The organism is Microbulbifer zhoushanensis, assembly GCF_021729055.1.
Taxonomy (GTDB): Bacteria; Pseudomonadota; Gammaproteobacteria; order Pseudomonadales; family Cellvibrionaceae; genus Microbulbifer; species Microbulbifer zhoushanensis.
Window position 1 is genome coordinate 766000 of sequence record NZ_JAJSAO010000001.1, and the last position, 22086, is coordinate 788085.

General features: G+C 63.4%; 25 protein-coding genes and 4 tRNA genes. 11 read left to right on the forward strand and 18 right to left on the reverse strand.

The features are described from left to right. Positions 1-99: 99 nt before the first annotated feature. The 6 genes from LVD10_RS03320 to msrB all read right to left on the reverse strand — a co-directional run bounded on the left by LVD10_RS03320 (position 100) and on the right by msrB (position 1908). Positions 100-175 (reverse strand) — tRNA-Gly (locus LVD10_RS03320). Positions 176-215: 40 nt separating this feature from the next. Then, positions 216-291, reverse strand: a tRNA-Glu gene (locus LVD10_RS03325). 119 nt (positions 292-410) lie between these two features. After that, positions 411-486: transfer RNA gene (locus tag LVD10_RS03330), tRNA-Gly, on the reverse strand. 2 nt (positions 487-488) lie between these two features. Next, a tRNA-Glu gene (locus tag LVD10_RS03335) sits at positions 489-564 on the reverse strand. Positions 565-742: 178 nt separating this feature from the next. Next, the gene (locus LVD10_RS03340; protein WP_237061833.1) at positions 743-1507 is read right to left on the reverse strand and encodes a DUF1499 domain-containing protein; all 765 of its coding nucleotides are present in this window, start codon (positions 1505-1507) and stop codon (positions 743-745) included. Then, a complete protein-coding gene (gene msrB / locus LVD10_RS03345; RefSeq protein ID WP_233005658.1) occupies positions 1504-1908 on the reverse strand; it encodes a peptide-methionine (R)-S-oxide reductase MsrB in 405 nt (134 codons plus the stop codon). The genes LVD10_RS03340 and msrB overlap by 4 nt, the downstream gene beginning before the upstream one ends. Positions 1909-2038: 130 nt before the next feature. Here msrB and LVD10_RS03350 point away from each other — a divergent pair, with 130 nt between their 5' ends. Continuing rightward, positions 2039-3253 carry a pyridoxal phosphate-dependent aminotransferase gene (locus LVD10_RS03350; RefSeq protein WP_237061835.1) on the forward strand — a complete coding sequence of 405 codons (1215 nt, stop codon included), beginning with the start codon at positions 2039-2041 and terminating at the stop codon, positions 3251-3253. 14 nt (positions 3254-3267) lie between these two features. Beyond that, positions 3268-3666, forward strand: a complete 399-nt coding sequence (locus LVD10_RS03355) for a hypothetical protein (protein WP_233005660.1) — start codon at positions 3268-3270, stop codon at positions 3664-3666. A 37-nt stretch (positions 3667-3703) separates the two neighbouring features. On the opposite strand, the gene LVD10_RS03360 is transcribed toward LVD10_RS03355, so the two are convergent. From LVD10_RS03360 to LVD10_RS03380, 5 genes are read right to left on the reverse strand one after another with little or no spacing between them, the layout of a single operon-like run. Further along, on the reverse strand, positions 3704-4654 hold the full coding sequence (locus LVD10_RS03360; RefSeq protein ID WP_233005661.1) for a class I SAM-dependent methyltransferase: 951 nt from the start codon (positions 4652-4654) through the stop codon (positions 3704-3706). Then, a complete protein-coding gene (locus LVD10_RS03365) occupies positions 4651-5790 on the reverse strand; it encodes an ATP-NAD kinase family protein (protein WP_237061837.1) in 1140 nt (379 codons plus the stop codon). The genes LVD10_RS03360 and LVD10_RS03365 overlap by 4 nt, the downstream gene beginning before the upstream one ends. Further along, positions 5787-6929 carry a 4-phosphoerythronate dehydrogenase gene (locus LVD10_RS03370; RefSeq protein WP_237061839.1) on the reverse strand — a complete coding sequence of 381 codons (1143 nt, stop codon included), beginning with the start codon at positions 6927-6929 and terminating at the stop codon, positions 5787-5789. The genes LVD10_RS03365 and LVD10_RS03370 overlap by 4 nt, the downstream gene beginning before the upstream one ends. Beyond that, entirely contained in the window at positions 6926-7867 is a 942-nt protein-coding gene (locus LVD10_RS03375) for a 5'-3' exonuclease (RefSeq protein ID WP_237061841.1), read from the reverse strand. Before LVD10_RS03375 ends, LVD10_RS03370 begins: the two co-directional genes overlap by 4 nt. Further along, positions 7864-8445 carry an elongation factor P hydroxylase gene (locus LVD10_RS03380; protein WP_237061844.1) on the reverse strand — a complete coding sequence of 194 codons (582 nt, stop codon included), beginning with the start codon at positions 8443-8445 and terminating at the stop codon, positions 7864-7866. The genes LVD10_RS03375 and LVD10_RS03380 overlap by 4 nt, the downstream gene beginning before the upstream one ends. 305 nt (positions 8446-8750) lie before the next feature. Here LVD10_RS03380 and LVD10_RS03385 point away from each other — a divergent pair, with 305 nt between their 5' ends. Then, the gene (locus tag LVD10_RS03385; RefSeq protein WP_233005666.1) at positions 8751-9437 is read left to right on the forward strand and encodes a hypothetical protein; all 687 of its coding nucleotides are present in this window, start codon (positions 8751-8753) and stop codon (positions 9435-9437) included. 32 nt (positions 9438-9469) lie between these two features. Here the strand turns inward: LVD10_RS03385 and tusA are convergent, their stop codons facing one another. Continuing rightward, entirely contained in the window at positions 9470-9703 is a 234-nt protein-coding gene (tusA, locus tag LVD10_RS03390) for a sulfurtransferase TusA (protein ID WP_233005667.1), read from the reverse strand. A 147-nt stretch (positions 9704-9850) separates the two neighbouring features. Here tusA and LVD10_RS03395 point away from each other — a divergent pair, with 147 nt between their 5' ends. Further along, positions 9851-10138: an antibiotic biosynthesis monooxygenase family protein gene (locus LVD10_RS03395; RefSeq protein WP_233005668.1), complete on the forward strand. Its 288-nt coding sequence runs from the start codon at positions 9851-9853 to the stop codon at positions 10136-10138. A gap of 72 nt (positions 10139-10210) precedes the next feature. Here the strand turns inward: LVD10_RS03395 and LVD10_RS03400 are convergent, their stop codons facing one another. The 4 genes from LVD10_RS03400 to LVD10_RS03415 all read right to left on the reverse strand — a co-directional run bounded on the left by LVD10_RS03400 (position 10211) and on the right by LVD10_RS03415 (position 12508). Then, positions 10211-10864 (reverse strand): alpha/beta family hydrolase, encoded by a 654-nt coding sequence (locus LVD10_RS03400; protein ID WP_233005669.1) that lies wholly within the window; start codon positions 10862-10864, stop codon positions 10211-10213. Next, positions 10857-11081: a YheU family protein gene (locus LVD10_RS03405; protein ID WP_237061846.1), complete on the reverse strand. Its 225-nt coding sequence runs from the start codon at positions 11079-11081 to the stop codon at positions 10857-10859. Before LVD10_RS03405 ends, LVD10_RS03400 begins: the two co-directional genes overlap by 8 nt. An 85-nt stretch (positions 11082-11166) precedes the next feature. Further along, complete coding sequence (locus LVD10_RS03410; RefSeq protein ID WP_233005671.1) at positions 11167-12108, reverse strand: class I SAM-dependent methyltransferase; 942 nt, start codon at positions 12106-12108, stop codon at positions 11167-11169. An 88-nt stretch (positions 12109-12196) separates the two neighbouring features. Further along, positions 12197-12508 carry an MTH1187 family thiamine-binding protein gene (locus LVD10_RS03415; protein ID WP_233005672.1) on the reverse strand — a complete coding sequence of 104 codons (312 nt, stop codon included), beginning with the start codon at positions 12506-12508 and terminating at the stop codon, positions 12197-12199. 203 nt (positions 12509-12711) lie between these two features. Between LVD10_RS03415 and LVD10_RS03420 the strand changes: the two genes are divergently transcribed. The 4 genes from LVD10_RS03420 (at position 12712) to mnmC (ending at position 16348) form a co-directional block, all read left to right on the forward strand. Beyond that, entirely contained in the window at positions 12712-13242 is a 531-nt protein-coding gene (locus LVD10_RS03420; protein ID WP_233005673.1) for a glycine cleavage system transcriptional repressor, read from the forward strand. 91 nt (positions 13243-13333) lie between these two features. After that, positions 13334-13798, forward strand: a complete 465-nt coding sequence (gene trmL / locus LVD10_RS03425; RefSeq protein ID WP_237061848.1) for a tRNA (uridine(34)/cytosine(34)/5-carboxymethylaminomethyluridine(34)-2'-O)-methyltransferase TrmL — start codon at positions 13334-13336, stop codon at positions 13796-13798. Between the two features lie 19 nt (positions 13799-13817). Further along, a complete protein-coding gene (gene fldB / locus LVD10_RS03430) occupies positions 13818-14342 on the forward strand; it encodes a flavodoxin FldB (RefSeq protein ID WP_237061850.1) in 525 nt (174 codons plus the stop codon). Continuing rightward, on the forward strand, positions 14339-16348 hold the full coding sequence (mnmC, locus tag LVD10_RS03435) for a bifunctional tRNA (5-methylaminomethyl-2-thiouridine)(34)-methyltransferase MnmC2/FAD-dependent 5-carboxymethylaminomethyl-2-thiouridine(34) oxidoreductase MnmC1 (RefSeq protein ID WP_237061852.1): 2010 nt from the start codon (positions 14339-14341) through the stop codon (positions 16346-16348). Before fldB ends, mnmC begins: the two co-directional genes overlap by 4 nt. Positions 16349-16357: 9 nt before the next feature. Here mnmC and LVD10_RS03440 read toward each other — a convergent pair whose 3' ends face one another. Next, positions 16358-17014: a DUF502 domain-containing protein gene (locus LVD10_RS03440; protein ID WP_233005677.1), complete on the reverse strand. Its 657-nt coding sequence runs from the start codon at positions 17012-17014 to the stop codon at positions 16358-16360. Between the two features lie 33 nt (positions 17015-17047). Here LVD10_RS03440 and LVD10_RS03445 point away from each other — a divergent pair, with 33 nt between their 5' ends. After that, positions 17048-17863 (forward strand): glutaminyl-peptide cyclotransferase, encoded by an 816-nt coding sequence (locus tag LVD10_RS03445; RefSeq protein ID WP_237061854.1) that lies wholly within the window; start codon positions 17048-17050, stop codon positions 17861-17863. Here the strand turns inward: LVD10_RS03445 and LVD10_RS03450 are convergent. Then, on the reverse strand, positions 17851-18273 hold the full coding sequence (locus LVD10_RS03450; protein ID WP_237061856.1) for a hypothetical protein: 423 nt from the start codon (positions 18271-18273) through the stop codon (positions 17851-17853). The genes LVD10_RS03445 and LVD10_RS03450 overlap by 13 nt on opposite strands. Positions 18274-18458: 185 nt before the next feature. Between LVD10_RS03450 and recQ the strand changes: the two genes are divergently transcribed. Both recQ and LVD10_RS03460 read left to right on the forward strand, forming a co-directional pair. Further along, a complete protein-coding gene (recQ, locus tag LVD10_RS03455; RefSeq protein ID WP_233005680.1) occupies positions 18459-20291 on the forward strand; it encodes a DNA helicase RecQ in 1833 nt (610 codons plus the stop codon). Between the two features lie 226 nt (positions 20292-20517). Then, entirely contained in the window at positions 20518-22014 is a 1497-nt protein-coding gene (locus LVD10_RS03460; protein ID WP_233005681.1) for a CoA-acylating methylmalonate-semialdehyde dehydrogenase, read from the forward strand. The last annotated feature ends 72 nt before the right edge of the window (positions 22015-22086 follow it).

Here is a 22086-nt window from a genome sequence, read left to right on the forward strand (position 1 = left end):
CGGTGCTCGTTTCCAGTATCCGGAAAGGGAGTGATGGCGGAATGAAGAAAGGAAGGAGCGGAAAATAAAAAAGCCGCTCAAATGAGCGGCTTTTCTATCTGGAGCGGGAAACCGGGTTCGAACCGGCGACCTCAACCTTGGCAAGGTTGCGCTCTACCAACTGAGCTATTCCCGCGATCCTGTAACGCGGGGCTGCATTTGCAACCCCGCGGTATTGGCATCCCCAAGGGGAGTCGAACCCCTGTTACCGCCGTGAAAGGGCGGTGTCCTAGGCCTCTAGACGATGGGGACAGAAAACTTGCACAGGCTATTACACCATGCGCTACCACACTGCCGTGGCATTACCTCGGGTTGCCCCTTGGTATACTTCGCATCGACAGGGTATTGCACCACATCGCCACGAAAGAAACTGGAGCGGGAAACCGGGTTCGAACCGGCGACCTCAACCTTGGCAAGGTTGCGCTCTACCAACTGAGCTATTCCCGCAATGGCGTCCCCTAGGGGAGTCGAACCCCTGTTACCGCCGTGAAAGGGCGGTGTCCTAGGCCTCTAGACGAAGGGGACCCAAGAACTTTCTTCTTCAGCACTCTTGGCGTCTCAGTGATCCGCTGTGCTTCAGAAGTGGGGCGCATTCTATGGAGCACCCGGGAAGCTGTCAACACCCGATTGAAAAAAATTTCCTGTTTTTTTCTTTTATAGTCAGGCACTTACCCGAATCACAGATCCGCGGCCCCGCGGCGCCCTACCCTTCTTGCTGGCCCTGCTCTGCCGCGAGTTCTTCCAGCTCCACCAGGAACTCCCGGATACGCCGGGCATTGGCCCCCAGGTCACTGACCCCGACACGGGAACTGGAGCGAATATCCACCCGCGAACCATCCTCCGCCGGGGTCACCCGCACCACCACGTCGTCACTGAATCCCAGCAGGGCGGTGCGATCGACCGCTTCCAGGTGACCGGTCTCGTCGTCCCTGGCCACGATGCGCCAGCCCAGGTCCTCCGCCACCTGCGCCGCCATCCCGGTCACTTTTGCGACCGGCAAGTCCAGCTCCAGCGGCCTGATGTCCTCGTAGATATCGGCCTCCCGCTGTTGCTGCGCTACCGCCTCACCATCGTAGGCGGCGCTGTTATCACCTTCCTCACGCAACGACAGGATTGCCTGGTATTCCGGCGGGTTACTGAGGTCGGTGGTGATATCGTGGATCGGGGGCACATCGAAGTTGCCCTTGCCCACTGTCAGCAATGGCACGGCCACCGGCAGCAGGCCAAGCACCACCCCCCAAAGTGCTGCCCGCCTGGCATCGGCGTGGCGCTTCACCAGACCCCAGATAAACACCAGCATACTGACCAGCGCCATTCCCAGGGCCCCCAGGCCGGCATACTTGAATACCTGGAACACCGGCCGGAAATGTAACAGCTCCAGCCGTAGTGCCAGGCCGGCCATAAAGATGATGGCGATCAGGAGTAGCTGGATCCTTACCAGCCAACGACTCCAATGGGTATGTTTCATTCCTTGCCCCCCTTGTCCGGATCCAGTTTCACCGACAACGAATTGACGCAGTAGCGCAACCCGGTTTCCGTGGGCCCATCCGGGAATACATGTCCCAGGTGGGAGTTGCAGCTCGCGCAGAGAATTTCGATACGCTGCATCCCCAGGGAATTGTCCGGACGCTCCTCGACCGCCCCACTGCGAATTGCGGCATCGAAACTCGGCCAGCCGCAACCGGCATCGAACTTGGATTCCGAGTGAAACAGCACTTCGCCGCAACAGCGGCAGCGGTAGGTGCCGTCCTCGAAACAGTCCCAGTATTCACCGGAGAAGGGCCGCTCCGTGCCCGCCTTGCGGCAGACATGGAACTCTTCATCGGTGAGTCGCTCGCGCCAGTAGTTATCGTCTTTCTCTTTTGACATACTCTCCTGTCCCTAATCAGTTACCGCAGTGGGAACCCCGCATACGGGTGATGCCGGCCCCCCGGCCATCATCATCGCCTGTGAGCAACATCCTACGTTTAGCACCTTGCCAAGGATTACCTGACTCACCATGAAGGACATTCTGAAATCGGAAAAGCTGCACGGCGTCTGTTACGAAATCCGTGGCCCGGTCATGGAGCACGCCTACCGGATGGAAGAGGAAGGCCATCGCATCCTCAAGCTGAATATCGGCAACCCGGCCCCGTTCGGTTTCGACGCGCCCGATGAAATTATCCAGGATGTCATTCACAACCTGTCCCTCGCCCAGGGCTATGTGGAATCCAAGGGGCTGTTTGCCGCCCGCAAGGCCATCATGCAGGAATGCCAGACCCTGGGGATCCCGAATGTCGATATCGATGATATCTACCTGGGCAATGGTGTATCCGAACTGATTTCCATGGCCACCCAGGCTCTGCTCAATGATGGCGATGAACTCCTGCTGCCTATGCCCAACTACCCCCTGTGGATGGCAGCCACCAATCTCACCGGCGCCAACCCGGTCCTGTACCGCTGTGACGAACAGGCGGACTGGTTACCCGTCATCGACGACATCAGGGCAAAGATAACACCGCGTACCCGGGGAATTGTAGTCATCAATCCCAACAACCCCACCGGAGCCGTCTACCCGCGCGCATTGCTGGAAGAAATAGTGGAACTGGCGCGCCAGCACGACCTGGTGATCTTCGCCGACGAGATCTATAGCAAGATCCTGTACGACGACACCGAGTTCACCCCCATGGCCAGCCTGGCCGAGGATGTGCTGTGCCTGAGCTTCAATGGCCTGTCCAAGTCCTACCGCCTGGCCGGGTTCCGCTCTGGCTGGATGATTGTCAGCGGTGCCCGCCACCGGGCCGGGGGCTTTATCGAGGGCATGGATATCCTCTCCTCCATGCGGCTGTGCGGCAACGTACCGGCGATGTTCGCCGTGCAGACCGCCCTGGGGGGCTACCAGAGCATCAACGACCTGGTACTGCCCGGCGGCCGCCTGCGCCAGCAGCGTGACCTGGCCTGGAATATGCTGAACGACATCCCCGGGGTCAGCTGCGTAAAGCCGAAGGGAGCCATTTACCTCTTCCCGCGGATACACCTGGACCGCCACCGCATCAAGGATGACGAGCAACTGGTGCTGGAATTCCTGCGCCAGGAGAAAATCCTGCTGGTACAGGGCAGCGCCTTTCACTGGGACGCACCCGACCACCTGCGCATTGTCTTCCTGCCCCGCGTCGACGACCTGTCCGACGCCATTGGCCGGCTGGGCAACTTCCTCGAGCGTTACACGGGATAAACCGAAGCCTGGATATGCTGGACGACCTGCACATACACGATTTTTACCGCGATGCCGGCCGCACCCTGCTGGCACTGTTCCTGCAGTTTCCCGCACCGTCGACGGTGTATGTGGAGGATATTGCGGGGCCCGATACCCCGGACGAATTCGGCCTGCACTCACCGCGCCACCTGGCCTGCCTGGGTGCCATGACCTGGCTGAAGCAGAGTGGCTATATCCATTTCACCCAGCTGGTGCGCCAGGAGGCAGTGGAGGAGGCGAGTCTCACCCACAGCGCTTTCCTGCTGCTGGTGCGCCGCGACGGCGACGGGATCAGCAACGCACAGCGCCTGGACCAGGTGGTGCGCAGCGGTTCCTCCCCCCAGCTACAGGAGTTGATGGAACACCTGATGCGTGAGATGGCCCTGCTCTGACGCGGGGCCGGCTTCAGGGGAAAGCCAACAGGGAAGGTCAGCGGCGAAAACGCACATGCAGCATTTTCAGTGCCGCATCCGGATCGCGATCAGGGAAGTCGGGATTCTGTGGCAAACGCCGCACGATCTCGTAGCGTGCGTCGGCACGCTCGATCATCTCACGGAACAGCTGCTCGCTGTGCCCGGGCGAATTCATCACCAGCAACAGATCGGCTTCGTCTGCCAGGCATGCGGGCAGCAAGGGCAACAGCTCTGCATAGTGCTCATTGACGTCGAAGCGGCCCTTCTGGCGCGTGGGCGGGTCCACCACCGCCAGCTGGAATGGGCCGCGCCGGTCAAAGCGATCGAACTCCCGCAGCGCATCCATTTTCAGGAACTGGATCCCTTTCTGCGGCAGGTCATTGAAGGCATGGTTCTGCCGGCCCCGCTTGAGGACACCGCCGTTCAGGTCCACATTCACCACTTTCAGTTCACCGCAGGCCCGCGCCACCACCGAGAAAGCACAGGTAAACGCGAACAGGTTGAGCATCTTCAGGTCAGCGCCTGCCGCAAGCTGCTCCCGCACCTGCTGCTCTAACCACTGCCGGCCCGGCTCGATATCGAGGAAAAACCCTACGTTCTGGCGTGCAAAGGTGAGTGGGAAAGCCAGTTCGCCGCGCCGGGCCACAGGCTCGGCCACCGGCAGGCCACAGGGCCACTCTACCGGCGCACCCTGCTGGTAGCGCCGCTGGGCGGCCACACCGCGGTAGCCATGGGGCCCAGCCAGCGCCCATAACGCCTGGCAGAGCGCCTCCTCGCTCTCATGGGGCTCAAAGAAGGTCACCAGCATTGCCGGGTGGAAGCTGTCCACACACACCTGCTCCAGCCCAGGCCAGCGACGGCCGCGCCCGTGGAAAAGCCGGCGACTGTCTCGATTGCCGGCGGCCCTGTCCTGCTCGAGCTTTTCCACCACCTGTTCCAGCAGGGGGCCCCAATCGGCGCTGATCATTCAAATTCTCCATTGCTGAGCGGGTAGAGAATTGCATCCCGGTAACCGGTAATCACCCGGATAAACCCGCTCCACTGCTCATCGAGCCCGGCATCGCCGCTGTCCACCAGCAGTGGCCGCCCGCCCAGCTCGGTTATCTTGGTCTTGGTGGCCACCACAATCAGGTTGTCCCTGCCCACAGCACGCAGTACTGCGGGGGAAAACTGCTGGTTGCCCCGCCCAATCAGGTGCCCCTGGCCGCCGATGGCGGTGAGGATAATTTTTACCGGGCCCTGGTGGCCCTCGATGGCCGCTTCGATTTCCGCCGCACCAATGTCCTCTGCCACCAGCGCACCATCGAGCAACAGGTCCACCCCCAGCAAGGTGCCGTCACAACCCACCTCATCGAGGATTGCCAGGGTGGTGGAGCCGGGCCCGACGATGTAGAGGGTTTCCGGGTCCAGGTCCTCTACCACATCGGCGGCGACATCCGCCACCGCCAGCTCTTCAACCTCGCGGCCGGCGTTCTTGACCGCCTGCAGGAAATGCCCCTCTTCCGGCACCAGCAGTTCACCGTAATGGCGGGTACTCACCCGGCCCTCGCGAAAGGATTTCTCATCGATATCGCGCACTTCGCGCTCGCGCAGGTCCACCAGCTGCCCCGCCATCAGCCGGCGTAACACCTCGGCGCCGGCGCGCGGGGAAATGGCAAAACAGGCCGAGTGCATCTTGACCCCGGCAGGAATGCCCAGCACCGGGAAGTCATCCCCCAGGGCATTGACCATATTGCGCGCCGTGCCGTCACCACCAACAAATACAACCAGGTCGGCGCCGCTGTCGCGGATCACCTGTGCGGCGCGCTCACTGTCTGCGGGGGTGGTTGGCTCGCTTGCGGCTTCCCCCACCACCGTCACGGATAATCCCGCATCACGGGCCACGGTTTCACCCATATCGTTGGCGAAACAGAGAATCTCCAGCCGGTCGCGAAAGTCGGCCAGCCCGGCCAGGGCCGTGGCCGCCCGCTTCTGCGCCTGGGGCTCCACCCCGGCTTCCAGCGCCTGCTGCACCGTCTCGGCGCCGTCGCTACCCTTCAGCCCCGCTGGGCCGCCGACCCCCGCCCACGGATTGATTACCAGTCCCAGTTTTTTCAGTTTCACAACAATCCCAGTACTGCCAGTTGGTGCCGTTCCCCTTCCCCGGGTCCGGCGTCATCGATGCGATAGTGCGAGAATTCCAGCCGCTCCGGGTACTCCCGGCGCAGCCGGTCAAAACCGAGACTCATTGGCTCTCCGCCTGCAGCCGCCCGCTCCGCCGCCGCCCGCAGGCGCCGGTCATCGGCGCGGGGGTCATAGACCTGCAGCAACAGTTCCGCCATGGCCCCGAACCCCCGGGCGGCAGGCGTTTCCAGCACCCGGCCGGCTGCCGTGGCCCGGTGATCATCCTCTGGCGCGGTGCCGGCCCCGGCAATGCCCAGGAAACGGTCCAGGGCGGCGCGCACCATGCGCGTGCCCGCCAGCTTGCCGTCCAGGCTGTAACCGGCGATATGCGGTGTGCCGATATCCACTTGCCGGAGCAGTTCCAGGTCGATATCGGGCTCGTTTTCCCAGACGTCCAGCACCGTCATGGGGCCATTGCCAGCGCGCAGGCGCTCGAGCAACGCGCGATTGTCCACCACCGCCCCGCGGCCGGCACTCACCAGTACCGCGTCATCCCGCAACAGCCGCAGCTCCGCTGCACCCAGCAGGTGATGGCTGGGATGCGGACCGCCACGCACCAGCGGCGCGTGCAGGCAGACTACATCCCGCTCCAGGACGGTGTGCAGTGAAGCGGCGTCGGGATTGTCGGGCAGCCAGGGATCGTAGACGGCACAGTCGATTCCGAGCGTGTGGAGGCGGCGCTGTAACAGCCCGCCCACATTGCCGCAGCCAACGATGCCGAAGTCGCGCCGGCGCCAGTCCGCGCCCAGCGCCGCCAGTGCACAGAAGACATACTCCACCACCGAGTTGGCATTGCAGCCCGGCGCCGCGCTCCAGGCGACCCCCTGGCGTTCCAGCCAGTCGGTATCCAGGTGATCGGTGCCAATGGTGCAGCTGCCCACGAAGCGCACCGGCGAGCCGGTGAGCAGTTCGCTGTTCACCCGGGTCACGGAACGCACCAGCAGGATATCCGCATCCACCAGCTGGGCCGGCTGCAGGTTGCGGCCGGCTACCCGGGTGATGGTTCCCAGGTCACCGAAACACTCCTCGACGGCCGGGATATTCTCGTCGGCAACGATACTCAGCGGTCTCTGGCTCACACGGTCTCCCTGTTTTCTGTTAATTCGCCGGGACTGGCGGCAAGTATCCGCCCGATTTTAGCCTTGAGGCCGCCGATACCGAACTCGTCCGCAAGTGACTGCGCCAATTCGGTGTCGGCGCCGCGCCAGCACAAGTCGCGGGCGCTGCTGGCCAGTGGCACCCCTTCTTCCAGGGCTGCCAGGCGCCGGGCCATGGCAATCTGCCCGGCGTATTCCGCCAGCTTCAGCGCCAGCCCCTTCGCCCCGCGCACGGGCAGGTCCGCCACCCCGGAAGGATTATCCAGTAGCGCGTCGACACTGTCGTAATGGGCCAGGAGCTGTGCGGCGGTCTTGGGCCCGACCCCCGGCACACCGGGGATATCGTCCCCCGGATCCCCCACCAGGGCCAGGAAGTCGGCAATCTGGCCGGGTGCCACACCAAAACGCGCGGTCAGCGCGGCCGCATCCATATGGCGATCGGCGGCGAAATCCCAAAGGGACACTGCACCGCGATCGAGCAGCTGGCCCAGGTCCTTGTCGCGGCTGATGATCACCGGCCTGTGCTCACGACTCAGCCAGGTGAGAGTGGCCAGGATGTCGTCCGCCTCGTAGCGTTCGCTGGCAAAACTGGCAATCCCCAGTGCCTCTGCCATCTCCCGGCACGCCACCAGCTGGAAGGCGAGTGCCTCGTCCGGCAGGGCCCGGCTGCACTTGTAATCCGGGTAGATTTCGTTGCGGAAGCAGCTGCCCAGGGACTCGTCAAAGGCGCAGGCGATGCGCGCGGGCCGCAGCGCCAGCAGGTCGAGTAGAAAGTTGGTAAAACCGTATACCGCCTCGGTGCTGTAGCCGGCGCTGCTGACCCAGTTGGGCGGCAGCGCGAAGTAGTAGCGGAAGATATAAACCGAAGCATCCACCAGCAGGGTGCTGCCCTGGGCGCGGCCGCCGGGAAATTCGCTCACAAAAGATGCTCCAGCTGGTAGAGGTCGACGGCGAATGGGTCCGGTCGCCCGAATTCCACTGCCAGTGCACGGGCGAACCGACCGGCGCGTTCATTGACGCCCCCGCAACAGTAGTCGCGCGCCTGCCGCCAGATGTTTTCCCGGAACTCCCTACTGGGACCCAGTCCACTTTCCAGGTTGTCGGCACTGACCCGGAACTTCAGGCCGCAGGCGCGGGCGAAGATCCACTCCAGCGCCTGGGGCCGCACCTCCACTTTCTCGAACAGTTGCTGCTGCGCCAGGGTGCGGCCATCCGGGGCATACCAGTAGCCGTAATCCGGCTGCAGGCGGCGCGCGGCGCCAGCGACACACCAGTGAGCCACTTCATGCAGGGCGCTGGCCGGGTAATCACGGGTGAACTCGATCTGGTGGTGACTGCGGCCGCTTCCCGCCGGGCGGTAAAAAGGCTCTTCGCAGCCACCGCAGAGACGGGTGTTGAGTCCGTCCGGGGCCGCGAAGCATTGGTCGAATACAGCGACAATGCGCGCCGCAACCGGGTCGGCCAGGGGATAGGCATTAGCTCGGGACTCAGCGGTCACGGGCGGCTCCACAATACAGGTTTACTGGAAAGCCGCGGACTATAGCAACCGCGCAGCGCAGTTCAAGGGCACGTATTGCCCTCCGGCTGCAGGGATACGCGGCACCCGGGGCATTCAGCCGCCTCCGGAAAGGCAGCGGCGCCGGCCGGGGACCGTCACGCTGGTTGTATTTCGTGATACCAGCATATACCTTTAGTAGCAGGGACTCCGGTAATGGCGCCCGCCCGGCCCGGGGTCCTTCATGGGGGGAACAAGCAGTAAAAACGCCCTCCGGCACCACAACCGGCCCTGCAAGGAGGTGCTCCATGACCGACCACAGTGATTCCAACGTGGTTGACCTCTTCACCGGCGAGCCGATCGAAACTTCAGCGAGCAGGCGCTTTATCCGCCTTTCGCCGGAGCTCGATGGCTTGGAAATGCTCTACTCCAACAGCTCCAGCGGCTCTGACCTCTACAGCCTGAAAATCCTGTGCTGGGGCCTCAAGGCGAATGGCGAGATTGTAGGTCTCGTCCCCTGGTTAAACTCCATTGTCCCGTGCCCCGAGATCAAGGACCCTCTGGACGGACGCTTTGAAGGCTATTACGACCCGGGAATCGAGGAGATATTCCACGAGCCCCCCATTCACAAGATCGTCGAGCTGGAGACTGCGGCGGAGTATTTCGAGTACGAGAGCAACAAGGCCGACGAGGTGATGCAGGAAATACCCGATACCATCGGCACCCACGCGGTATTCATGGATGAGCCGCGCGAGAACCTGACCCTTACCGAAGTGGTCAGCTGGCGCCTCCACGCCAGTGGTGAGATCCACGGCATGCTGATCGACCACGACAGCGTGGTGACCACACCGGTACTGCCCGGGGACCTGTGCCTGTACCCGGCACAGGAAGCGACGGATTTCCGTTACTTCTTCCAGCACCACATCGCCAACAAGATCAAGTCCGAGGACCCCGAGGCCCTCGCGGCCATCGCGGCACTGGTCACCAACCCTTAACACGGCAGGCGGGCGGTCCCGGACCGCCCGCCTCAGTCCCCCGCCTTCCTTATCCAGTAATAGAACTCATCGTTCTCTTCCCGGTGCTCCACCAGCTCATACCCCAGGAACTGGCAGAACTTGGGTATATCCCGCTGCGTGGAGGGATCGGTGGCGATAACCTGCAGCACCTCGCCGGGCGCGACCTTGCGTACCGCGGAGTGCAACATCATGACAGGCTCGGGGCACAGCAGGCCGCGGGCATCGAGGGTATGATCTGAATTCATGGTGCTATTGTCGGAAATTTCCGCCGGGTCGTCACCTGCAAATTTGCCCGCTTCCGCGGCCAATATGCCCGGCCGACTGGTCCGTGACCGCGATAGAATCCACACTACCCTGCCCCTGCCGGCTAACCGGGCAACCTGAGAGAGAAGATGATCTACGTATTGATCGAGCGACACATCGCCGAGGATATGCGCAGCACTTATGAAGAGGCGGCGCGCAAACTGCTGACCCACGCATATCGCACCGTGGGCTTTATCGAAGGCCACACCTACCAGTCGAAGGAGGATCCGCTGCGGCGTTTCACCCTGTCCAAGTGGCAGTCAGAGATTCACTGGCAGCACTGGTACACCAGCGAGGACCGCCGCGCGCAGATGTCACTGCTCGGCCCGCTGCTGTCCGAGCCCGAGCGCATCACCATTCTCGAGGGCGCCGAGTAAATCGAGGGGTAAGCCGCGGAGTAAGACACGGCACCGAGCCCGGGGTAACGCACGGGGCAATGCCGCCCCGTATCAATCCCGGGAAACCCAACCCAGGATGAAATCGGCAGCCGCATCCGCCGCCGCCTGCCAGTGTCCCTCCCGGGTAAAACCGCTGGCGCGGCGCGGCCGGAAATCATGGTCACCATCCTCAAGCCAGCCCACCTGGATCTGCCGCGCCAGCCCATACCCTTCCACTTCCTGCCGGCTTCCCAGCGGATCGCGACTCCCCTGCACCACCAGTGCCGGGCAGGCCATCTCCAGCAGGTGCCCGGTGCGCAGCTTTTCCGGCTTGCCGCGGGGGTGGAACGGATAGCCGAAGCACACCAGCCCGGCAATGTTACCCGCCGCGTATGATTCATCGGCAAGCAGGCTCGCGACGCGCCCCCCCATTGACTTGCCGCCGATAAACAGCGGCAGCCGCGGGTCGCGTGCGCTCACTTCCGAGAGCACCTCGCGAAAATCCTCCTGTAACTGCGCGACCGGGTTGGGCGGCCGGCGCGTGCCCCCATGGCGCCGCTGGGCCATATAGGGGAACTCGAAGCGCAGCACTTCAATACCCCGCCCCGCCAGCGCCGCACTGATCGCCACCATGAAATCACTGTCCATGGGCGCGCCGGCACCGTGGGCAAACAGGTAGCGGGCCACTGGTGTGCCGGTCGGGGAGTCAACCAGGTATTCACTCATCGGCCGGCAGGTCCTGTGCCAGTACCAGGTTGACCGACTCATCGCCGGGCTCGAACCAGATCACCACATCGCCCGACGCCAGCTGCCGGCGCAGGCTCGCCACCTTGTCTTCGAGGCTCACTTCACGCTCACCATAATCGGTGCCGTCGCGGGTCGCGTATTCCTCGAGCAGGTTCTGCAGGGTGCCGGGATCCAGTTGCTGGTGGGGAATAATCATGGGGAGTGGTAAATACTGCTGGTAAAAACTACTTGAAGAACAATACCGGCACCGGGGATTCCCGGTGCCGGCTGCGGGGCCGGGTTTACTCGGCCGGCTTGCGGAAGCGCAGGGTCATGCGGTCGCTTTCGCCGATCGCCAGGTACTTGTCCCGGTCCTCGTCACCGAGGCGCAGGGACGGTGGCAGGGTCCAGACACCTTTCGGGTGGTCCGCAGTGTCTTTCGGGTTGGCGTTGACTTCACTCGCCTCTTCCAGCACAAAGCCGGCCCCTTCCGCCAGTTCCACGACGTAGTCCTGGGTGACATAGCCGCTTTTCTTCATATCTTCCTTGCTGGTTCCTGGCTTCGCGCGATGCTCCACCACTCCCAGTACGCCGCCGGGCTTCAGCACGGCGAAAAAGTTATTGAAGGCTTGCTGCTCTTTGCCGCCGCCCATCCAGTTATGCACGTTGCGGAAGGTCACCACGGCATCGGCACTGCCCTCGGGCACATTTTCCAGCGAACCATCGGCCGGGTCGAATTCGGCCATCTTGATGGCACCATAGGCGTCGCTGTTGCCCTTCACCTTTTCCTCGAAACCCTTGAGGGATTTCTTGAAGTAGCCGACCTCGCTGTCCGCCGGGAAATGTGCCGCGTAAAGGGTCCCGGAATCTTTCAGGTATGGAGCCAGGATTTCGGTGTACCAGCCGCCGCCCGGGCTGATTTCCACCACGGTCATGGTGGGCTCGATACCCATGAATTTCAGGGTCTCGGCCGGATGGCGGAACTGGTCGCGCTCGGCATTCTTGGGTGTGCGCTGGTCGCCGGCGATCACCGCGTCGAGATTGCCGCCACCCATCGCATCGCTGCCGGAGTCCGCCGGCTGCTCCATCGAACCATTTTCGGTGGCGCTCTCCATGCCACCATTATCGGTGGCCTGCATGCTCTCCATCTCCTGGCCATCCACACTCTCTTTCTCAGTGCAGCCAACGGCGCCCAGTAGCAGCGCAGCACATGCCAACCCGGCTGACAAATCTTTTATCTTCATATAACCCCCTCCTGTGAGTTGTTTTCCAAGAATTCTCCAGGCAACCCCGTTGCCACAAGTACGGTCACGGGATTGATGCAGAATCTAGTTAGTGGCCCGAGCTGTCCAGCCTCGATTCCACACTGTCGAGTTTATCCTGTAAAGACTGTGCACGATCGGTACGGGTTCCCAACTTGAGACTGGTACTGATACGCGGCGCTCCCATCCTGTGGATGCGTTCATGGCAAAGTTTTACCGCCGCCATCACCCGGTCCCAGTCTCCCTCGATATTGGTGCCGTAGGCATGCATGCGATGCTCAAGCCCCGCCTCTTCCAGTACCCGCTGGCACTCCGCAATATACTCACCGACAGACACGCCGACGCCAATGGGTATTACACACAGGTCCGCATGGACTTTCATCTTCCGGTCCTCCTGGTCAATCCCGGTTGCGGTCACGGACCGGCGCGGCGCCTGCCAGGCACGGGCAGTTATCAGGCGCGCCGCCAGTCGCTACAATAGGTTGAGTGTAACCCGGCCGGCTGGCCCATACTAATGGCCGCTGGCATGCCGATGGCCTGACAGATCGGGCGCCAGCTTACGGAATTAACCTGAAGGACCCTGCCATGCAACAGCATCTCGTGATATCCCTCATCAGTGACGACAAGCCCGGTGTCGTGGAGAAACTCTCTGCGGTTATCGCGGATAAGGGCGGTAACTGGGAGGACAGCCGCATGGCGCACTTCGCCGGCAAGTTTGCCGGCATATTGCGGGTCAGCGTGCCCAGCGACTCCTGCCAGCCACTGAAGGATGCCCTGGTAGCGCTGTCCGTCGAGGGCTACAAGCTCCAGATCGAGGAAGCGTCAGCGGTGGCTGCCGGCGACCGGCAGACACTGACCCTCAAGCTGGTGGGCAACGATCGCCCGGGCATCGTGCGGGAGATCTCCCGCGCCCTTGCGGCCCGGCATATCAACATGGAACAGCTCGATACCGGCTATGACAGCACGCCCTGGAGCGGTGAGCCACTGTTTACCGCCGAGTGCGTGATCCAGGTAGCGGGCGATATGGACCTGGACGGCCTGCAGGACGAGCTGGACAGCATAGCGGACGAACTCGGGGTCGAAATCGACTGCGAGGAGATCGCCTCCCCCCAGTAACTGTGAAATAATCCGCGCCTCGAAGGGGCCGGCCCTTCCCGGGGCCGGAGTCCCGTGCCGGTCGCAATGACGCCGCCGACAAGCAGACGCAATGTTCAAGATCGTCCTGTACCAGCCAGAAATAGCCCCCAATACCGGCAACATCATCCGCCTTTGCGCCAATACCGGCGCAGAGCTGCACCTGATCGAGCCGCTGGGCTTTACCATGGACGACAAACGCCTGCGGCGCGCGGGCCTCGACTACGGCGAATACAGCCGCGTCGTCAGACACCGCGACTGGCAGGCTTTTCTGGACACTGAGCGGCCGCCCAGGGTTCTGGCGCTCTCCACCCGGGGCCAGCGCCCCCACACTGAAATCCAGTACCGCGAAGGCGATGCCATCGTGTTCGGCCCGGAGACACGGGGCCTGCCGGCGGATTTTCTCACCGCCGCCGGCCCGGAAAACACTTTGCGAATCCCCATGCGCCCACAAAGCCGCAGTATCAACCTGTCGAACGCCGCGGCCATCGTAATTTACGAGGCCTGGCGCCAGCTGGGTTTTACCGGCGCCCAATGACACAGAATTGAATCGGAACATGCTTGCACCTATCGGACTGTTTTACGGCTCCAGCACCTGTTACACCGAAATGGCCGCGGAGAAAATCCGTGACCGCATCGGCGCCGAGTGGATCGACCTCCACAATGTGGCCGAAGACGATATCCGCCTCGCCGAACAGTACGACTTCCTGATCTTCGGCATTCCCACCTGGGATTACGGCGAGCTCCAGGAAGACTGGGAGGAAGCCTGGGAGGACCTGGCCGGGCTGGACCTGCAGGGCAAGACCGTCGCGCTGTTCGGCCTGGGGGACCAGGAGGGCTACCCGCAATGGTTCCAGGATGCCCTGGGCTACCTGCACGCCCAGCTGGTGGCACAGGGCGCGCGGGCAGTGGGCTACTGGCCCGCCGAAGGCTATGAATTCGAGGAGTCCAAGGGACTGACAGCCGATGGGACCCACTTTGTCGGCCTGGCCCTGGACGAGGAAAACGAATTCGACCTGTCGGAAGACCGCATTGCCCGCTGGTGCGAACAGGTCATGCGCGAGTTCGGGCTGCAGCAGTGACGGACCGGCGCGGCAGCGGGCACGCGGAGATCGCCTGGCGCGAAGACGGCCAGCCACTCTCGCGCGCGTTTGACGACGTCTACTTTTCCAGTGCCTCGGGCCTGGAAGAGAGCCGCTATGTATTCCTGCAGCAGAACGGGCTCGGGGAACGCTGGCGGGAAATGCCGCCATCCGCGACCTTCACCATCGGCGAGACCGGCTTCGGTACCGGGCTCAATTTCCTCGCCGCCCGCGCACTGTGGGAAGAAACAGCCCCGGCGGATGCGCACCTGCATTTCATTTCCGTGGAGAAATACCCGCTCCATCCCCGCGACCTGTCCCGGGCCCTGGCGCTATGGCCACAATTGGCGACCTATGCCGACCAGTTGGTGGAGGCCTACCCGCCCCTGCTGGCTACCGGTGTACACCGCCTGCTGTTCGACCGGGTGAGCCTCACCCTGGTAATCGGCGAGGCCAGCGAAGCCTTTCGCACCCTGCGACTGGAGGACCCGGCACGGGACCGGCAGGTAGACGCCTGGTTCCTGGACGGCTTTGCCCCGTCCAAGAATCCCGCCATGTGGAGCGAATCCCTGTTTCGCGAGATCAGCGCCCTCAGCCATCCGGAGGCCACCTTCGCCACCTTTACCTGCGCCGGGCTGGTCAAGCGCGGCCTGAAGGATGTCGGCTTCGGGATCGAGAAGGTACCCGGCTTCGGCCGCAAGCGCGAAATGCTGCGCGGCCGCCTCACCAGTGCTGCAGGGGCCGCACCAGGGTTTTCGGCAACCCCGTGGCATCTGCCACCAGTGGGGAAATCCCCCCGCGATGGGGCCGCTGCCGTGGCAGTGATCGGTGGCGGTATCTCCGGCGCCGCGGTGGCCCGGAACCTGGCGGAACAGGGTCGGCGGGTGCTGGTGTTCGAGCAGGGCGACCACGCCGGGGCGGGTGCGTCCGGCAATGACCAGGGCATCCTGTACGCCAAGCTTTCACCCAAACCGGGACCCAACGGTGACTTCAACCTGCACGCGCTGATGTTCGCACTGCGTTACTACCGGCGTTACTGCCCAGGTGTGTTCCACCCCTGCGGTATGCTGCAACTGGCGCAGACAGAAAAAGAAGCCGCACTGCAGGCGCAGGTGGCAGTCTGGCTGCGCCATCACGATGCGACGGGCCTGGCCCGGCCGGTGGACGACCGCGAGGCCGGTGAACTGGCGGGACTGCCGCTGGACTTCGGCGGGCTGTATTTTCCCGGGGGCGGCTGGCTGGAGCCGCGCCGGGTCTGCGAGACCCTGCTCGCTCACGAAAATATCCAGCTGCAATGCAATACCCGGATCGACACTCTGGAAGGAGACGACCGCGGTGGCTGGACCCTGCGTGCCGGGAAGGACGACCACCATGCCGGTGCCGTCGTAGTCTGCAGCGCAACCGGCCTGGCGGGCTTTGCACAGACCGCTCCCCTGCCCCTGAATCCGATTCGCGGCCAGGTTTCCCGGGCCGCCGAGGGCGAATCTTCGCGCAGGTTGCAGCGGGTGCTTTGCGGAGAGGGTTATGTTGCGCCGGCCGCCGGGGGCTGGCACAGCTTCGGCGCCACCTTCAAACTCCGCGAGACCGCAACGGAGACCCGGCAAAGCGAACACCGGGAAAACCTGGAGACCCTGGCGGGCATGCTGCCGCGGGTGGCCCGGGAATTTGCGCCACAGCACCTGGAGGGACGCGCCGCGGTACGTGCCGCCACGCCGGATTACCTGCCGATGGCGGGCCCGGTGCCGCGCTGGGATGCACTGGGGGAGAGCTATGCTGCCCTGCGTAAAAACCGCAAGCAGCTGATTCCCCACACCACGCCCTATTACCCGGGCCTGTTTGTACTGGGGGGACTGGGCTCCCGTGGCTTTACCTATGCGCCACTGGCAGCGGAGACGGTATCGGCCTGGCTGCTGGGACACCCCCTGCCGGTGACCGCAGGCCTGGCCAGGGCCCTGCATCCGGCGCGGTTTGCGATTCGCGCCCTGGGCAGGAACCGCGACGGCTGACCCCGAAGATCACTCCCGCACAGCGGTACCGGCAGCGGCCTCGTTTCCGGAAGTACTGGCCTCCGCCAACAACACACCGCTGCCGGAACCACAGGCAACAATCGATTTCATTGCGGCCTCGACGCTCACGTGCGGCAGGAACTCCACGCATGCCGGCGGCACATGGAATACAAACCCGGAGGTGGGCACCGGTGCGGTGGGGACATAGACGGTGTAATCGCCGTTGTCGTGCCGGGAGGTGACGATTGCGGTGACCGAGAGCGGATTATCGATCCCGTGGATCCGCACCCGCGCCACCTGCCCCGACAGTACCCCCTCCCCGCCACCGCCGCCGATAAACTGCAGCACCAGGTCCTTGATGGTGTTATAGCCGGGCGCCAGCCGTCCCAGCCACAGGTCGAGGTGGCGGTGCAGCCAGCGACCCACGCTGGTCTTGACCGCCAGCCCGATCAGGAAACAGGCACCCAGTATCACGGCTATTACCACCAGCCTGGCGAGGGTATCCTTTAACCGGGTATGCGCTTCCAGCCACTGTACCGCTGGCGCCACCAGGTCACTGACCTGGCCAAACAGCCACTGGAACAGGAGCGCAAAAATCACGATGGGAAGTACCACCGCCAGGCCACCGAGGAGAGTCAGGGTGATAAACGCTTTTATTCGGGTCATATGCCAGTTCTGATGCGAAGATTGATTACACTTATGGCCGCCCTGCTCGCTGGCGGCGTGATGGCCGAATCGCCAGTACCACAGCACGACTATGTACTGCTGGAGCAGCGCGATCGCGGTACCGACCACTTTACCCAGGGGCTCTACTACGATGGTGAGCGCTGGTGGGAGAGCAGTGGCCGCTACGGGCAGTCATGGCTGGCCCAGTATACCGATCCGGGCAAGTCGCCGGTACGGCGCCAGTGGCTGTCGGCCAACCGCTTTGCCGAGGGACTGGCAGTGCTGGGCAGCAAGCTCTACCTGCTGACCTGGCGCGCGGGGGAATTACAGGTTTACCGCAGCGACGACCTGTCGCGGCTGGGCACCCGCCATTACGCCGGTGAAGGCTGGGGCCTGACCACCGATGGCGAGCTGTTGATCATGAGCAACGGCAGTGACGAGCTGACATTCCGCGACCCGGACACGTTCGCCATCAAGCGCCGCCTCCAGGTACACGGCGGGGATGGCGACTGGTCGCACCTGAATGAACTGGAGTATGCCCACGGACTCGTGTGGGCCAATATCTGGCAGGACAGCCGGATTATCGCCATCGATCCGGAAACCGGCGAGGTGCGGGGACAGGTGGACCTGGCGGCCCTGCAACCCGACGTGCGTCAGCCGGGCACCGTCGCCAACGGGATTGCCTGGGATCGCCAGCGCAATGCGCTGTGGGTGACCGGCAAGTACTGGCCGCGACTCTACCTGATACGGCCGCAGGGCCTGGGGTTTGCCACTGGTGCCAGCACAGGCTCCGCTGGGGAAGACCGGAAAGCGACCGGGGGACCCAACACCGGCAGTCAGCCCCGGTAGTAATCGATCACGGTCAGCACACCGCCGCCGCGAATCAGCTCCAGGGCCTCCCCGGCGATTACCAGCCGGAATCCCCGGGGCTTGCGCTCCAGGGTAACACCCGTCGCCTCCGGGACACCGCTGAAGAGCATGGCGTGACCGCCATCGCTGCCCAGCCACTGGACTCCCTCCACCTTTTCCATGCCCGGCATGTCCAGGGACAGGACCTCGAGTTCACCCGGCAGGGGCCGAAGCTCGATCCGGGCAATACCCGAAGCGGTGGCAAGGGAAAAAGCCAGCTGGTTTTCCGGTGCCGGCTGCCAGCCCAGGTGAGTATCAGCAAGGCCCGACTGGACCAGGTTGCGGGGGGAGGTGGCAACGCATCCTGCGAGTATCCCCACCAGCAGGGAAATCGTGATTACAGCGCGCATAGGCTTATCCTTGTCTATGTCTGCGGCGGTCAATTATAGACCGTCCAAAGGCCTCGGGAGACTCAATTCACGACATTATTGTGAACCATTTCACCCGCTCACTGAACACTCATGCCGACATAACTGTCATTCATTAGTTTCAAGCGCCGGCGACGGCAGTGCCGCCGCGCGTTATACTGCCGCCCATGAGTACCCAGGCACCCCCATCCCCCCGATACGTCCTCGAACATACCTTTGGTTTTGCCGATTTCCGCGGCCCCCAGGAGGCAGTCATTTCCACCCTGATGGAGGGCGGGGACGCGCTGGTGCTGATGCCCACCGGCGGTGGCAAGTCGCTTTGCTACCAGATCCCGGCACTGGCGCGCCCGGGTTGCGGAGTGGTGATTTCGCCCCTGATCGCCCTGATGCAGGACCAGGTGGAAACCCTGCAGGCGGCCGGGGTTCGTGCCGCATTCCTGAACTCCTCCCTGCCCTTCGACCAGGCCCAGGATATCGAGACCCAGCTGCTGCACGGCGAACTGGACATGCTCTACCTGGCTCCGGAACGACTGTTGCAGCCACGCACGCTGGGGCTGCTTGAGCGGGTCCAGCTATCCCTGTTTGCCATTGACGAGGCCCACTGCGTCTCCCAGTGGGGACATGATTTCCGTGCCGACTACCTGCAACTCGACTGCCTGCACCGGCAGTTCCCGAACGTGCCGCGTATCGCGCTTACCGCCACAGCGGACCAGCGCACTCGCGGGGAAATTGCCCGTCGCCTGGACCTGGAGTCCGCCCGGCACTTCGTCAGCAGCTTTGACCGCCCCAATATCCAGTACCGGATTGCGCAGAAAAACAACCCGCGGCGGCAACTGCTGCAGTTCCTGCGCGACGAGCAGCAGGGCAATGCCGGTATCGTCTATTGCCTGTCGCGCAGCAAGGTGGAAAACACCGCGGACTGGCTGTGCCAGCAGGGCTTCACCGCCGTGCCCTACCACGCCGGGCTGCCCGCGGACACCCGCGCCACGCACCAGCGGCAGTTCCTGCGCGAGGAAGGTGTGATCGTGGTAGCCACCATCGCTTTCGGCATGGGCATCGATAAACCGGACGTGCGCTTCGTCGCCCACCTCGACCTGCCCAAGAGTGTCGAGGCCTACTACCAGGAAACCGGCCGCGCCGGACGCGACGGTGAACCGGCAACAGCGCTGCTGCTCTACGGGCTCGAGGATGTGGTAAAGCTCGGGCAGATGATGGCGGGCTCCGAGGGCAGCGAGGAGCACAAGCGCGGCGAGCGGGGGCGCCTCAATGCCATGCTGGGGCTGTGTGAGATCACCAGCTGTCGCCGGCAGGCCCTGCTGCGCTATTTTGCCGAGGAGCTGCCCCGGCCCTGCGGCAACTGCGACACCTGCCTCGAGCCGCCAGAGACCTGGGACGGTACACAGGCTGCCGCCAAGCTGCTCTCCTGTGTATACCGCACCGGCCAGCGCTTCGGTGCCGCCCATGTGATTGATGTGCTGCGCGGCAGCAACAGCGAAAAAATTCACCGCTTTGATCACCACCAGCTCTCCACCTGGGGCATTGGCACGGAACTCAGCACTGCCGAGTGGCGCGGTGTTGTCCGCCAGTTGGTTGTACGCGGCTACCTGGAGGTGGACGGCGAGGCTTTTGGCGCCCTCAAGCTGACCCAGGCCTGTCGCCCGCTCCTGCGAGGTGAGGAAGAAATCCAGCTACGCAAACTGCCAGCCGCCGCCCGCCAGGGGCCCGGCGAACGCCGTACAACTTCTGCAACGGAAATCGACACCGCCGACCAACCGCTCTGGGAGGCCCTGCGTGCCTGCCGCAAACGCCTCGCCGACGAGCGGGGCGTTCCTCCTTACGTGGTATTCCACGACGCCACTCTGCGCGAAATGGTCGCAGCGAAACCTCAGAGCGAGGTCGAGTTGCTGGCAATCTCCGGCGTCGGCGACAGCAAGCTGGCCCGCTTTGGCGCCGACTTCCTCGAGGTGCTGCAGGGGTTTGCCCCCCAGCCCGCGCAATAACCACAGGTTCCCGCCACCGGGCCATGGGCACCGCAAACCCGTGCCGTTGCCGATCCGCAGCGGCACTCCTAAACTCGCTGCAGCACAAGCATAAATTGCTTCGGCGACCGATATAACACGACTCTGGTCCCCCTTTATCGCCCGCATTACCCCGGGCTCCAGTCGCGCTAGCCGGCCGCCCCTGCAAGCAGTATTCGAACACGGATATTTTGGAGGGAGCAGCACCATGGATAACATCACCCAGCTGATCAATGGCAATCGCACCCGCGGCACCGGGCGAGAGCAGGAACTTGTCGACCCATCCACCGGCGAGATAACGGCAACCGTCACCCTGGCAGACCGGCAAACTGTCGAACAGGCCATCAGCGCAGCACAGGCCGCATTTCCGCAGTGGCGCGATACCCCGCCGATCAAGCGGGCCCGGATCCTGTTTCGCCTCAAGGACCTGCTGGAGCAAAATGCCGACGAGATCTGCGCCTTGATTACCCGTGAACACGGCAAGGTACTGAACGATGCCATGGGCGAGCTGCAGCGCGGCATCGAAGTTGTGGAGTACGCGTGCGGCGCCCCCGGGCTGCTGAAAGGCGAACACAGCAGGAATGTCGGACCGGCCATCGATTCATGGAGTGAATTCCAGCCCCTGGGTGTGTGTGCGGGGATTACACCATTCAACTTTCCCGCGATGCTGCCCCTGTGGATGTGGCCCATGGCAATTGCCTGTGGCAATACCTTTGTACTGAAACCCTCGGAGCGCGATCCCAGCGCCGCACTCCTGATCGCTGAACTCGGCCACCAGGCCGGCGTCCCGGCCGGTGTCCTGAATGTCGTCAACGGCGACCGTGAAGCCGTGGACACACTCCTGGCTGACCCGCGAGTGGACGCGGTAAGCTTTGTCGGGTCAACGCCGGTGGCCGAGTATGTCTACACCACTGGCACCGCCCACCACAAGCGTGTACAGGCACTCGGCGGTGCCAAGAACCACGCCGTCGTCATGCCCGACGCGGATCTCGACAATGCCGCCAGTGCGCTCATGGGGGCTGCTTACGGTTCCAGCGGCGAACGCTGCATGGCGATTTCCGTGGTGGTGGCGGTGGGCGATGCCACCGCCGATGCCCTGGTAAGCAAGCTGCGCGACCAGATTGCCGGCCTGCGGCTCGGCGATGGCAGGGATAACGACAATGATATGGGCCCACTGGTAACCCGAGCCCACCTGGAGCGGGTACTGGGCTATATCGATCGCGGCATCGGGGAGGGAGCGGAACTGGTAGTGGATGGCCGCGACCGCAAAGTGAACGGTCTGGAGGGAGGTAACTACCTGGGCGCCTGCCTGTTCGACCGGGTACGCGAGGACATGGTGATACACCGGGAGGAGATCTTTGGCCCGGTACTTTGCGTGATGCGGGTGGCAACGCTACAAGAGGCCATGGATATCATCGATGCACACGAATATGGCAATGGCACCTGCCTGTTCACCCGGGACGGCGAGGCGGCCAGGTATTTCTCCGATCATATTCGTATCGGCATGGTGGGCATCAATGTGCCGCTGCCTGTCCCTGCAGCCTATCACAGCTTCGGCGGCTGGAAGCGGTCACTTTTCGGGGACCTGGGTACCTACGGTCCCGACTCGGTGCGCTTTTACACCCGGCGCAAGACAGTCACCCAGCGCTGGCCCGCTTCGGGACTGCGTGAGGGCGCACAATTCAGTTTTCCCAGTAACGGGTGAGTCACCAGGCTGTACCTGCGGTTTTTGGCCGCACAACGAAAAAAGGCGCCGAAGCGCCTTTTTCCGGATTGG

Bases quoted from the DNA above. Each gene is read 5' to 3' on its own strand.
- LVD10_RS03340 (WP_237061833.1), bottom strand. From the start codon at position 1,507: ATGAAACATACCCATTGGAGTCGTTGGCTGGTAAGGATCCAGCTACTC.
- msrB (WP_233005658.1), bottom strand. From the start codon at position 1,908: ATGTCAAAAGAGAAAGACGATAACTACTGGCGCGAGCGACTCACCGAT.
- LVD10_RS03350 (WP_237061835.1), top strand. From the start codon at position 2,039: ATGAAGGACATTCTGAAATCGGAAAAGCTGCACGGCGTCTGTTACGAA.
- LVD10_RS03355 (WP_233005660.1), top strand. From the start codon at position 3,268: ATGCTGGACGACCTGCACATACACGATTTTTACCGCGATGCCGGCCGC.
- LVD10_RS03360 (WP_233005661.1), bottom strand. From the start codon at position 4,654: ATGATCAGCGCCGATTGGGGCCCCCTGCTGGAACAGGTGGTGGAAAAG.
- LVD10_RS03385 (WP_233005666.1), top strand. From the start codon at position 8,751: ATGACCGACCACAGTGATTCCAACGTGGTTGACCTCTTCACCGGCGAG.
- tusA (WP_233005667.1), bottom strand. From the start codon at position 9,703: ATGAATTCAGATCATACCCTCGATGCCCGCGGCCTGCTGTGCCCCGAG.
- LVD10_RS03395 (WP_233005668.1), top strand. From the start codon at position 9,851: ATGATCTACGTATTGATCGAGCGACACATCGCCGAGGATATGCGCAGC.
- LVD10_RS03400 (WP_233005669.1), bottom strand. From the start codon at position 10,864: ATGAGTGAATACCTGGTTGACTCCCCGACCGGCACACCAGTGGCCCGC.
- LVD10_RS03405 (WP_237061846.1), bottom strand. From the start codon at position 11,081: ATGATTATTCCCCACCAGCAACTGGATCCCGGCACCCTGCAGAACCTG.
- LVD10_RS03410 (WP_233005671.1), bottom strand. From the start codon at position 12,108: ATGAAGATAAAAGATTTGTCAGCCGGGTTGGCATGTGCTGCGCTGCTA.
- LVD10_RS03415 (WP_233005672.1), bottom strand. From the start codon at position 12,508: ATGAAAGTCCATGCGGACCTGTGTGTAATACCCATTGGCGTCGGCGTG.
- LVD10_RS03420 (WP_233005673.1), top strand. From the start codon at position 12,712: ATGCAACAGCATCTCGTGATATCCCTCATCAGTGACGACAAGCCCGGT.
- trmL (WP_237061848.1), top strand. From the start codon at position 13,334: ATGTTCAAGATCGTCCTGTACCAGCCAGAAATAGCCCCCAATACCGGC.
- fldB (WP_237061850.1), top strand. From the start codon at position 13,818: ATGCTTGCACCTATCGGACTGTTTTACGGCTCCAGCACCTGTTACACC.
- LVD10_RS03440 (WP_233005677.1), bottom strand. From the start codon at position 17,014: ATGACCCGAATAAAAGCGTTTATCACCCTGACTCTCCTCGGTGGCCTG.
- LVD10_RS03445 (WP_237061854.1), top strand. From the start codon at position 17,048: ATGGCCGCCCTGCTCGCTGGCGGCGTGATGGCCGAATCGCCAGTACCA.
- LVD10_RS03450 (WP_237061856.1), bottom strand. From the start codon at position 18,273: ATGCGCGCTGTAATCACGATTTCCCTGCTGGTGGGGATACTCGCAGGA.
- recQ (WP_233005680.1), top strand. From the start codon at position 18,459: ATGAGTACCCAGGCACCCCCATCCCCCCGATACGTCCTCGAACATACC.
- LVD10_RS03460 (WP_233005681.1), top strand. From the start codon at position 20,518: ATGGATAACATCACCCAGCTGATCAATGGCAATCGCACCCGCGGCACC.